This is a genomic window from Candidatus Scalindua japonica (assembly GCF_002443295.1).
Classification (GTDB): domain Bacteria; phylum Planctomycetota; class Brocadiia; order Brocadiales; family Scalinduaceae; genus Scalindua; species Scalindua japonica.
Map to the genome: position 1 here is coordinate 1 of NZ_BAOS01000020.1, position 12,578 is coordinate 12,578.

At 33.6% G+C, this 12,578-nt stretch carries 7 protein-coding genes and 1 pseudogene; 1 reads left to right on the plus strand and 7 read right to left on the minus strand.

Features of this window, described 5'->3' with window-relative positions; translation table 11 throughout:
• Positions 1 to 465, plus strand: a pseudogene (locus SCALIN_RS22190) (IS1634 family transposase); the annotation flags it as partial.
• Between the two features lie 428 nt (positions 466 to 893).
• On the opposite strand, the gene SCALIN_RS11405 reads toward SCALIN_RS22190, so the two are convergent.
• The 7 genes from SCALIN_RS11405 to SCALIN_RS11435 form a co-directional block, all read right to left on the minus strand.
• The gene (locus tag SCALIN_RS11405; RefSeq protein ID WP_096894620.1) at positions 894 to 2,198 is read right to left on the minus strand and encodes a polysaccharide pyruvyl transferase family protein; all 1,305 of its coding nucleotides are present in this window, start codon (positions 2,196 to 2,198) and stop codon (positions 894 to 896) included.
• Between the two features lie 1,366 nt (positions 2,199 to 3,564).
• On the minus strand, positions 3,565 to 5,235 hold the full coding sequence (locus SCALIN_RS11410) for a right-handed parallel beta-helix repeat-containing protein (RefSeq protein ID WP_096894621.1): 1,671 nt from the start codon (positions 5,233 to 5,235) through the stop codon (positions 3,565 to 3,567).
• Positions 5,236 to 5,924: 689 nt separating this feature from the next.
• Positions 5,925 to 6,362, minus strand: a complete 438-nt coding sequence (gene tnpA / locus SCALIN_RS11415) for an IS200/IS605 family transposase (protein WP_096894619.1) — start codon at positions 6,360 to 6,362, stop codon at positions 5,925 to 5,927.
• 202 nt (positions 6,363 to 6,564) lie between these two features.
• Complete coding sequence (alr, locus tag SCALIN_RS11420; RefSeq protein ID WP_096894622.1) at positions 6,565 to 7,722, minus strand: alanine racemase; 1,158 nt, start codon at positions 7,720 to 7,722, stop codon at positions 6,565 to 6,567.
• Positions 7,723 to 7,825: 103 nt separating this feature from the next.
• Positions 7,826 to 9,490, minus strand: coding sequence for a hypothetical protein (locus SCALIN_RS11425; protein ID WP_096894623.1), 1,665 nt, complete (start codon positions 9,488 to 9,490; stop codon positions 7,826 to 7,828).
• Positions 9,481 to 10,833: an O-antigen ligase family protein gene (locus tag SCALIN_RS11430; protein ID WP_096894624.1), complete on the minus strand. Its 1,353-nt coding sequence runs from the start codon at positions 10,831 to 10,833 to the stop codon at positions 9,481 to 9,483. The genes SCALIN_RS11425 and SCALIN_RS11430 overlap by 10 nt, the downstream gene beginning before the upstream one ends.
• A 252-nt stretch (positions 10,834 to 11,085) precedes the next feature.
• Positions 11,086 to 12,561: an oligosaccharide flippase family protein gene (locus SCALIN_RS11435; protein WP_096894625.1), complete on the minus strand. Its 1,476-nt coding sequence runs from the start codon at positions 12,559 to 12,561 to the stop codon at positions 11,086 to 11,088.
• Positions 12,562 to 12,578 lie beyond the last annotated feature (17 nt).

The window sequence follows — 12,578 nt, forward strand, 5'->3', positions numbered from 1 at the left end:
GCATTGCAAGAATTGGTTGATTGTCACTTTGGACGAACCCTTCTTTTTACAAATCGACATGATTGGAGCAATGCCAAGATTATATTGGGCTATCACGGACAATCTGAAGTTGAGAGATACTTCCAGGACAGCAAAGACCCTGAGCACTTCTCCTTTCAACCTCCCTATCACTGGACAGACCAAAAGCTGCATGTTCATGCCTTTTATTGTAATTTAAGCATGCTCTTGACAGGGCTGCTTCGTCGACGCCTCGCATTAAAAGGTTTGCTTTTACCCCCAGATGTTTTGTTGAAAAAGCTCAATGATCTACAAGAAGCAACCCTCCTTTACCCACAGGAAAAAGCGGCCCCACCACAATTATCTTATTGTTTGGTGCGTCAAGACAGAATACAAAAACAGTTATTTAAATTATTGAATTTATCACAATATACAAAAACAAAAGAAAATCCTTCAAAATCCACGTAAACAACTCCTTTATAGCCTAAAAATTAGTCAAAAAGAGGGTAATACATTTGTATTGTCATAAGATCAACAAACACAAGAGATTGTATCAATTTTTTCATATAACTTGTAAACTGGGGCTAGACAACGGGGAGGGGTTCACCAGAAGGATTAAAAGATACAAGGATGATTTATCTTCTTTAATGACTGAAAATTTTCAAATAATTAGATCAAACATCTAAAACCATTTCGATATGAGTATAAGTTCTGATTGTTTTTTAATATACTTAAAGAAACGTGAATTAAGGTTCAATACCAAATGCCAAGAAGTACAGATGTTTATTTGGAAATGATTTATAAACAACTCTTTATTTAAAAAAAAGAACCTTAAGGAAAAAATATGGCTAATTCATGTTAACAATTGATAAAGCAATTTATGAAAAAATTATTTTTCAACCATTTAAATTTTTAAATAAATTAATCACTGCATCTTTTACCTTAGGTATTTTTCTTTTAAGCTGTTCTCTAATTAAATCTTTTTGCTCGTATGCTTTATCAATTATATTTAATATATCTTTCTTACACATCTTGCGAGGGTCTGCAACAAGGACCTCAACACCTATAGTTTGCATTACTCCCAGAAATTTCTTGCTATAAGCAATTGACACCGGTGGTATGTTTTGAGAGAGAGCGGCAATACATGCATGCATACGAGAACCAATGAAAAAATCGCATAGTCCAATAATATATTTTATCTCATTTTGGTTATATTCCCCTTTTACAAGAAAAAGTTTATCTTCATATTTTTTACTTATTTTATTATATATGTTCTCACAAGCTACTGAGTCACTTTCAAGATGCTGAGAAGAACCAAATACATGAGGCAAGAGAATTATGTTCACATCTTTTTCATGAAACATAAAATCAATTATTCTGCACACAAGTTCTTTATAATCAACTTTTAAACCAAACATATTGTTTTGTGTATAACCACCTGCATACAACAACCCACTTATGTTTAAACCTACAGTACACTTATCCTTATTGCTTCTTTCAAAAAAACCAGGTATATTTATATTGTCAGGTTTTACGGGATCAAGCACAAATCCAACATCATAACAAAACCTTAATTTGTCAAAATTATACTTAGACCCAAGTAACTCTTTAACTTCCTTTAAACCAATGTAATCTCTTGAATAAACAACACTTGCACTATTAAGAATGTACCTTGCTAACTCTTTAGCAAACCTACTTTTAAACGGCCCCAATGTTTGTGGTAATAAAATTAAATCTTTTCCCATAAATAATACAAGAAGTTTTGGGAGAGATACATAAAGCAAACTCCTAATACCATAAATATCACTAAAACTATCACCACCTGCTATAGATGCAATAATGCCTGATTCAGAAATATGTCTCAAATAAATATTACTAGATATAATTTTATTCTTAATATTATTTATTGGTATAAGCTTTATTATTAACGCAATTAGATTTAATGTTACAACATTATTTAGCAAATATAGCTTTTTCGAGAACCGCATATTAAGTAATTGGATTTTAATATTTTTGTCGTTAATATTAACATCATAAAATAATTGTTTTTCACCATAACCTAACAAAGTTATCTCAGCATTAGGGAATTGGGAAGTTATACATTTAATAGATCCATAAGTTAATGCTCCAACACCCATATTGTTTGTATTGAAGACAGCGCCTAATATACAAACTTTCTTTATTTTAGTTCTAGATTTCATAACCTAAAGTTGTATTGTAGAATTCAACTAAGAAAACGAAGTGTGGATCTATATCACCATCAGTAAATTTTAGATTTTACTTGAGAAGATGATGCTTTTCTATATGTATAAAACAATGTATATTTTGAGCCATACTTTTGGAATACTCTTTGTTTTCAAAAAATACTGCATTATTTAAAGTAAATTATAAAAAAGTGGTGCTCATTAGAAATTTTTTTTACTCCTTGAGTGCTTTATTCAAAAAAATCTCTTCAACCTGATAGCCCATAATTTTTACCTTTGATAATGGTGATATGCACTTACTTCCCATCAATAACGGTACTTATCCTTTTCTTAATGGGTTATGGTATTTGGAGCTATTTAGTAGTCATTGAAAAAGTCACTTTTTTAGAAATGATAGTATATTAAACACGACTCTTAAAATATTTCAAATTGTAGATAACAATCTTTGCCACTAGAAAGCTGGGCAAATAAGAATCGGCTTCAATATATGCCTTATGTTATTTTCACAGCCAGACAATATGTATTGATATTGTCTCCCTCTTTTCTAATAAGATAGTTTCTCTCTAACCGTCTGTCTTGATATGTTCATTTACCACTCCAATAGTTGATCACCGTTTTTCACCACTTCGTTATCGCCTTTTTTAACTTCCTCTTGCCTCTACTAACGATATGTACCACTGTCTCACCTTCATCTTTGTATCCCCCCTAAACGAGCAGTTAAGATAAATCATCTTAAACCTTACGCTCGGTGAGACATTCCGTTTGCATGACGGCATCCTTAAGTGTATTCCGATCATATTGATTACCATTATACGTCTTCATGCCCACTATTAAAGCAATCGCTTAACGTAGCATTCACATTCACCTTATAACCAAACTCATACTTCTTATGTGCCTTGGCTTCTTGTTGCCTGATACTCGTTTACACCAACGTGTCATTGAACCCATATCAATAGGATATCCGTGCTCAAAATATTCATTACAACAGAATGCTACCAGTACGGATTTACTAACCATTGAGAAACCACATTCACATAGCTCAGGTCAAACATTCCCCGTGTTGGTTTAGCGGGTCTGCCCTTACATTTGCTCTATAATTGCAAAAGGTTTTATCTAACTCTGAACACTTTATTCTGACTTATAAAATGGATTAAGAGCGTTTAATGTTATTGTTTTAGTAAGAGCTTTATTGAACAATTCTGTCTGTTGAGACTTAGAGCTTGTCTACAAAAAATCCTCAGTATTTTGGGTATTTTACATAATTAATATGTTTTCAAGCTATTATGAAATAGTTGCGGGAGTAATGCGGATATCCCAATTTTTTGATATTTACATAAAAACAATTTTCTCAGGATACTAAATATTATTGTGACTCCACACGTACGTTTTGTGGTGGAGCCAGAGTCATAACAAAATATTCATAAGCTCCAATATCCCATGAAGCTGACTGTGGTCGGAGGACATCATCTTTATCACTATTAAAACCAGATATTGTTGCTCCTGTATTTATGGAGTTAAGAGAACCATTAGAAAGCCTATAATTGCCACTGCTTGACAGTTCTCCATTTGAAGGTATGTTAACTAAATTCGGATTACCATAACTAGAGTTAGCATCATAGCCCAATGCTTTCCACTGGTCCAATGAATACCAAGTATTCGATTGCCTTAATGTTTGTGACTCATTATTTGGTCTATAATATACATTATTACTAATAGTACCCGCCCAACCAGCATCAAATACTTCTAAGCAGGCAGATGAGGCAGAATTATATTGAACAAAGATATTATTTTTCACCTCAAAATCACTACCGCTCCCAAGACCAATTTTCATACATAAGCCAGTATTATAATTAACAAAAGTATTGTTATATATATATATTTTATCTGGTGCAAGTTCACTAAACTGAGTTAATAATGTACCATTATAAGCGTGAGGATTTATGAAAGTATTGTTTCTCCAAGTAATATTATTTACTCCTGTATGCATAAAAGAAAAAGCTGTTCCATGTGGATTTTGAAAATCTCGATTATTATAAAATGAGTTTCCTTCTATTAAAATATCATGTGGATACTCGGCGGCATTAGAATTTCCATAAATATGCAACCAATCGCCAGCATGGCATCTTTGTCCTGGGTCATCACCTTCATATTGCCAACCATCATGAAATATATTGTCGTATATCTGTATATTATGAGAGCTATATGTTATGCGCAAAGCAACACTAAAATATCCTGTTTGAATTCCACGATTAATACCCCCAAAGTTACAATCATGTATTTTAACATTGTCAGAACGAAACATATATATGCAATCCCTTCCAACTGCATAAAATTCGCAATTATTAATTTCGAAATTATCAGTTCCGGCAGTTCTCAGGAATATTTGAGTTTGATCAGCATAAACAGACTCGTCTGACCCTTGTGCACAAAGCATATCCCATCCTTCAGTTCTACTAAATATGCAATCTTGTATCAACCAATCATGACCACCAGAAACACGAATTGTCCCTCGTTGAGTTTCAGTTGATACTCTCTTGACACTATAGATATCAAAATTTAATACTTTAATATAGCTACCGTAACCATTAAATGCATGAAAGTATAATTCTTTTAAATCTAATTTTGCTTTCCCAACGCCCCAATCACCAGCCGGTGTATTTCCTCTATAAGAAATATAATTTTCAATAGAACCTGACCTGTTAACAGTAATTTCACCGCTATAAGTTGAGCCACCTTTAAATATAACAGTGTCACCTGGTATTAAATTTATCAACAGAGCATTATTTGTCGCATTAGAATCACCTGGACAATGTTTAAATGCAGTTCCTATTGATGTGCCAGTGTTTGTGTCAACACCATTTTCATAATCCACGTAATATGTAGTTGCATAAACTTGCAAAGTAAATAAAAAGTAAACTACAAATGAAAAAAACATAGTTTGTTTTTTTATGCAAAAAATATCGCACCTCGCGATACCTCCAACATATGAGATGATAGATAAAATCATTTTCAATATTTTCAGAACATTTTTCACCTTAGTCCTCCTTGAATGATTAATAAAAATTTGAATAATCACAATAATACCCTTTATCTATAATATAAACGATGCAATAGTAGTTGTTTAGTTTATATTTTTCAGATATTTGACAAAAGAGTTAATTTCTATAATAATTACTTTTACATTGCCAACCAAGCCATCGCAAATACAATGCCACCGCCACAGTACTATTTTAATAAATTGCAGCTTGCCATGTACACAGAAAGCTTACAAAGGTGACCTGCTACGGTTGTTAGCACCACCTTTAGAGTTAGAGTTCAGGTTAATACAGAAAGTTGTAACGTAGTGGAAACTATCTGTATAGATTTGATCGTCTCTGGAGCAGGTCACACACATGTATTCTTTTCTGACATTTGTGTGAAACAGTGACCCAGAATAATACATTAAATTGCTTAATGTGTTATTATAGAAATTCGTGCCATAACCAAAAATCTAACAAAATAATATTCGTTTTATAATAAATTAATGATTTGTGAACCAAACTATGTGTTAGAAAATTTAACCTTTTACTAACATGTGAGCATCATGGTTACATCTAATCAAAAGAGTATTATTTAGAGTAAAGAATCCACCTGCATAGCAGGTGGCTTTGGAGTAACCCCTATAAGGGGATAAAAATGCCTTCCTCCCAAAGGAAGCAAGGTTGAGTTGCCCCCATGATAAAGTTAAAATTTAAATTTCTGTTGTGCTTCTCCCTGACTCTCTTTCTTTTCTTGATACTTCACATATTTGAGAATCTTTTCCGCATCTAAACCTACTGTGTCAACACAGTAACCTCTTGACCAGAAATGATTACCCCAATAGGGTTTCTGCTTCAAATTCTTAAATTTATTCAGTACTCGAATTGCTGTTCTACCTTTAACTATGCCAACAAAATCAGATATCGAAATCTTGGGAGGTACCATAACAATCAAGTGAACATGATCAATCTGAATACTTAGCTCTATAACTTCACAACCTTTTTGCTCTGAAAAAGCCCTTATACACCTGTTTACTTCATTTGCAACTTGACCTGTCAGAATCCTTAAACGATACTTCGGTGTCCAAAGAATATGATATTGACAATGCCATAACGCATGCGATAATCTACGAAATCGACTCATTTGTTACTCCTTTGTTGATGTTGTGGGGACAACTCAACTCAGATTGTAACAATGAGTCTTTTTATTTGGCAAAGCCTTTGTTCTCTGACCACGACCAAAGGTCGTGGGTTTCCACAATATAACTAAATATTTTATTGATAGATTGCTGTTTTTGAAAAACGTTATTATATCTTTTTTTTAAGATTTTCTTTTAAATTATTTTTCATACTATGATTCTATCAATTTCTGAATTAATACGTGTAACAACTTCATAATTAATCGTTCCAAGTAAATTTGCCAAATTATCTGCAGAAATCTCTTCATCCCCTTGCTTTCCCAACAAAACAACTTCATCCTCTAATTGTACATCTGGAATGTCAGATACATCCACCATAGTCAAATTCATACAAATTTGCCCACATACAAATGCTTTTTTCCCCTTTATCAAAACATAACCATTGTTTGATAAACCACGATCATAACCCTCTGCATATCCAACGGGCAGAACAGCAATCCTTGAACCTCTTGTCGTCCTATATGTACAATCATAACCAATGTAATGCCCTGGTTGTACCCATTTTATTTGAGCAATACGTGTCTTCCATGTCATGACAGGAAACAGATCCCCTTTGTTTCCTAAAAAATGGTTTTTATAAGAAATAAACGTTTCCCTAGACGGCCATAATCCAAATTGACTTATACCCAATCGCACCATATCATAACGTGTTTCATTTAAAAGAATTGTTGCAGCAGAATTTGCAATATGCTTTTTCAATTTAGGAAATCCTTCATTGATTATTGTATTTATCATTTGTTCAAAGCGGTTTTTTTGATAATAAGCATAATCATAGTTATTTGTATCGTCAACACTTGCAAGGTGAGTGTAAGCTGCGTCAAGAACAACTAATGGTGTCCTTTTCAATTTCGATATAAACCACTGTAAATCATTTTCTGTAACTCCTTGTCTATGAAAACCGGTTTCCAGTTTTAAATGGACAATAACAGGTTTTTTTAGGCGTTGGGTAATATCAATCAATTTGATCAAAGACTCTTTGTTAAATAGTGCAAGATGGCAATCTGTGCGTACAGCCTCTTCCAACCGTGAAAGCGGAACATGTCCCATAATCAAAATATCTTGACGAAAACCCGCATTCAACAAATTTAAGGCTTCATCCAGAGAATAAACACAAAAGGTATTTATTTTACATTTTGACGCAAGCGATGCAATTAACTGCCAACCATGTCCGTAGGCATTGGATTTGATCATTACAGAGAGTTCAACATTATCTTCTATAAGTTTCTGGAAAAAACTTATATTATGAGCATAATTGCTTTCAGATATTTCAATCCAGTTATTTAAATTCTGAGAGTATTCAACCATTTAAAGATCTTAACACCAAATAAATTTAATTAACCAACACCTAGTCTTAAAGATTAACCTGTATAAACTAATTTAAGAAAATCAAAAAAAATCTATTTAAAATTCAACTTATTTTGTCAATGCTCGAATATATAGAGCCAACTTCACGAGCTGCAAGTTCTATAGTTAAAATAGAGCCTATTAACAAAGGGATAAAGTCATCTTGCTTAATCTTATTAACATAACGATTAAATATTTTTTTATTGTAAAGATTACCCGTAACCATTTCATCAATATTTAGTAAAGAATCAACTTCTTTAGAATTTAAAATCAAGCGCGCAAGGTTCTCCATATAGCCGCTAAAGTAGGTCCCTCTCAATTGCTTAATACGCTTTAGTAGTTTAACAATACGATAATTAAGCGACTCATAGGAATATGAAGATTCATTTTCAAAAGGTTTGTTCTTCAAAAATTGCCGAGTTGCTTCTTCTGCCAATCCTGAACTCCATTGGCGTAGTTCGATTGGTATTATAGACAGGCAGTCTATAACTGAAGGATCAAATAAAGGCATTCTTACTGTTCGCCACCTTCCTACAGCAGAGAAAGTGGTACCAGCAAAATGATGCATTCTATGCAATAAATAATAAATATCAAGCCTATGCCAATAAAATGGGGCTTGACTTAAAAATGTTTTTAATTCTTCTCTTATAACTTTATCTCCTGCTTTTGCAATCTCAGTCAATATAATTGGATTTGCAAAAGGCATCATTTCCCTTATCTTGCCATGCAAGAGAAACCACTTTCCAATAGATATAGGTATTTTGCCATTTCCTATCCATTCGTAATAAAACCCTCTAAATACTTCTCCGCCAACTCCTGTAATTGATCCTTTGGAATCTAGTTGGTCAAGTACCCAAGGAAGATGCCAGTATTGAAGCATATTTACCATTCCTCCGGAAGCTCTTAAATATTTTTTAGCTAAACTCATTCCTTCATCAGGATCAATATCCTTCAAACGGTCTAAAAAAATTGCTTGGTGCGGTACTCCAAGTTGTGAGGAACGACGTTTAGCCCCAATCATGTCAGGGTCTCCACTACACCCGTGAGTCCACGTACGAACAGGAATGTCTTCGCTTAATAAAGCGGATAAAACTAACAAACTGTCTCTGCCTGCAGTTAGTTCTTGTACATCACAATCTCGCCAATGACGAACTACCGCCTTTTTTACCGCATTTGTATAAATATCCACTGCATTCCGATGATTAGTATATGATGGATCTTTGGGAAACCAATATACAATCTTTTTCAGATTGGAATCCAATGGAATTAATGTAGAAGGCGAAATACACTCAACCTCTGTGAATAATGTTCTCCCCCCTTGAGGATTTCCTCTAGCCATAAGTTCATATGCTCCAATTGGATCTATATGTACAGAAGCAAATGATGCAACAGCAAGTGCATCAGCACCAACAACAACATCATCATCACCGATATGTCTTAAAAAAAGATGCTGCAAACCAATTGTATCGGTACATATCCAAGCCCCTTCTTCTATTTTGCCTCTCAAAATTACAGCCCACGGTGGAGGAAAATCACGTAGATGACGTTCTTGGATTGCACTAACGACTTCTTTAGGACTAGGAATTCCTTCAGGAGGGTCACTTCCAAACCACCATAATTCTCTGCCATCTTCATCACGTTGATATAATGCTAAGTCTGCTCTAACAATATGTATTTTTCTCTTTTTATAAACAAAAGTAATGGTCTTCATAAGCGTTTTTATTTCCATCTAAATTTAACATTTTTTGCTTTTCCACAATTCTTCTCTAATAATATACCGATTGATATTAAAGACCAAAACAAATAATTCAACTGAGGAGCAAATATCTTAACATTCGTCATCATAAATAACAGTACCGTAATACTTGTTAAAACACCAGCCACTATGTCTACGTTTGCCCTATCGATTCTTGCCCAAATAAAAAACAATCTTTTTAAAACCGTAATGTACAGCAATATAGTTAGACCAAATCCAATAAATCCAGTTTCAAAAAGATTGGCTGCGTAATGATTGTCCCAGCTCCATACAACATATTTCTCATCAGAATACGAAAGGTTTCTATCAATACTTATTACTTCACTGGCGCCTGGACCATAACCAAAAAGTGCTTGCTCAATCGATTTTCGGATTTCAGAATAAGCTATATCCCATAATTCAAACCTATATTGATAAGTTTGGCCTTTAAATGAATCCTGATTAAGTGTATCGGCAGTTTTAATTCCTAATGATTCATAAACACCCGGCTTTATAATCAAAACAGCTATTGCAAAAACAATAACTATCATAACTTTTTTTTTGATTCTGATAGAACCTAATGCAAACATCATCATCCCAGCTATGACTGTTGCTAACAAAGGCCCTCGACTGCTAGAGAAATAAATAGCTGATATTGACACCATTAAAGAAAACCATAATGCAAAATATTTAAAACTATTTACTTTTGAATATCCAATTAATACTAAAGTAATTGGCCATGCCATTGCCATCGCCGTCCCAAGAAGTATTCTATGCGGGTAGGTTGACATCACATCGTTTGCATATTGCTCCTTCCTTACGTATGCAAAAAGGAAGGAATCTACAGGATTAAACCCTGTATATTTTTCGATAAATGCAAGCAAAGCGACCAAAGACAGTCCAAAGGAAATATAGTACAACAATCTGATTGCATCATTTCTATTACTTATGCTTGTCGAGACAATCAAGTAAAAGAAAATTATCTCAATAATATAAGAAAAATATGTTTTAATGCTAAAAACGAAATCACTAGAAAATAACAGAGAAATAAAATTTGCCGCTGCAACTAGGACAAGCAAAAAAACAAAAGGGAGTTTAATTATTTTCTGATAATATATATTTCTTTTGTTCCGAAGATACCAAAATAATAACAATAAAATCAACATTAACCTATGAATCGAAAAGTTTGGAAAGCTACCAGGAGTTACTATCATCAAATAAGAAGTTAAGGATACGAATAATAAAATAGTTACAAAAAGACCATTTTTATAGTCTTTTTTTAAATAACATGTTAGTAGAATTAATATTACTATTATAAAGAGAACATCCGTTTTCACAATTTAGCTTTAGCCCTTATTGTATTTTAGATTTCTTTAATATTTTTTATATTTCCCGTAACAGCGAACTTACCATATTTTTCAGAGAAATTACTTTGACTGCGGTAGACACAAGATGTAATTTTTGTGTCTATGGACGAAATCTTTTTTACCGACTTTTGCAATATACTGTTACTGCCTGACCTTGTTTCCCTGCTTTAAGATAAGAAAGGAAGTTAGACGCCATAGTCCAAGACAAACAAGATTTAGTAGTTACCTTAGCGAAGGTTTTAACTTTAAATTTTTTTGTTTAAGAATGACCATAAAGGAAATACTATATGCAAAGACACATCCTATAATACTTGGTAAAATACCCAACTGATGAAATGGCATTATCTTATACATTGTAAACCATGCGATAATAACAGGAAGAGAACAACATAATGCTTTTGGAAAGATACAAAAGTACTCCCATATTTTAATTTCAGTGAGATAACGTAACCTCACCACCTGAAAGAAATAAGCAATCATCATCGCAAATAATCCAGCGCTTGCCGCGCCTACTACACCGTACCACTTAACAGCAGGATAAATAAATATAACTATTAGGATCGCCCTTATACCCACAAAGAGACGTTGCTGCTCTGGACGTCCCGTTGCAAAAAACAAAGTTGCAATAGGTGCACCGCAAGTTCTTGCCAAAGTAGTAACAAAGATTATGGCAAACGGAATAGCAACTACCGTATATTGAGTACCATAAACTAAGTAAAGCAGATCCTTTCCATTGAAAAACAAAAGGAAAAGTAGTGGGAATCCTAAATATGCAGTTAATGATGTAGTTTTCATAACTGCCCGATTTATTCTTTCTTTTTGGTCTTTCATTTCAGAAAAGACAGGCATCATAATTGGGTTAATAAATATTGAAATTAGTAGAGAAGGAATTCTCGCTAAACTAGCAACCATGCTGTATAAACCCAAATCACCCTTGGATAATAGTTTTCCAACTACAAAGATGTCGGCTTGAATGAATATAAAACAAAGTATTGGCAACCCAAACATACCACGTACATATTTAAATAATTCATTCAATTGTTTTCTATCAAAATCAAATCCAGGTATGAAAGGTGAAATCATGAATGACAAAAAACACCGTGAAGCAGCCTCAACAATAAAACCAATTACTAAAGCCCAAACATTAGTTATAAAAAAAGCTAATATGATGGCCGTTAAGATACCACAAACGCTACCGCCCTGTGATATTGATACCCATCTTGAATATTTCATTTGCTTCAGTACTACAAATGCTCTTGGGCTCATGAACCCATTAAAAAGAATGGTGGAAAACGATAGGATCAGCAACGGCAACAATTCTGGATCATCATAAAATCTTGCAATCCACGGAGCGCCTACATAAGCAATAGCAAAAAGGACTATTGAACGAAAAAATGATACCCACCATGCTCCATTAAGATAAGTTTGTTCTTCTCCTTTTGGATTTTGAATTATTGCCTCTTTAATACCAATTTGCGTAAAAGACTCAAAAGCAGCGTTCACTGCAAGCAAAATTGCCATTGAACCAAATGCTTCCGGTGCAAGCAGGCGAACCAAAATCATGTTGCGGGCAAATCTCAAACCATTTTCAATCGTACTACCTATCCCCAGCCACATACCTCCATGAATTGCACGATCTTTAAGACTTGTACCACTAAAAATTTTTCCAAAGTTTTTCGTTAATTTCCTTAAAATCATTTTAATGTCAACGCTAT

Bases quoted from the DNA above. Each gene is read 5' to 3' on its own strand.
- alr (WP_096894622.1), bottom strand. From the start codon at position 7,722: ATGGTTGAATACTCTCAGAATTTAAATAACTGGATTGAAATATCTGAA.
- SCALIN_RS11405 (WP_096894620.1), bottom strand. From the start codon at position 2,198: ATGAAATCTAGAACTAAAATAAAGAAAGTTTGTATATTAGGCGCTGTC.
- SCALIN_RS11425 (WP_096894623.1), bottom strand. From the start codon at position 9,490: ATGGAAATAAAAACGCTTATGAAGACCATTACTTTTGTTTATAAAAAG.
- tnpA (WP_096894619.1), bottom strand. From the start codon at position 6,362: ATGAGTCGATTTCGTAGATTATCGCATGCGTTATGGCATTGTCAATAT.
- SCALIN_RS11435 (WP_096894625.1), bottom strand. From the start codon at position 12,561: ATGATTTTAAGGAAATTAACGAAAAACTTTGGAAAAATTTTTAGTGGT.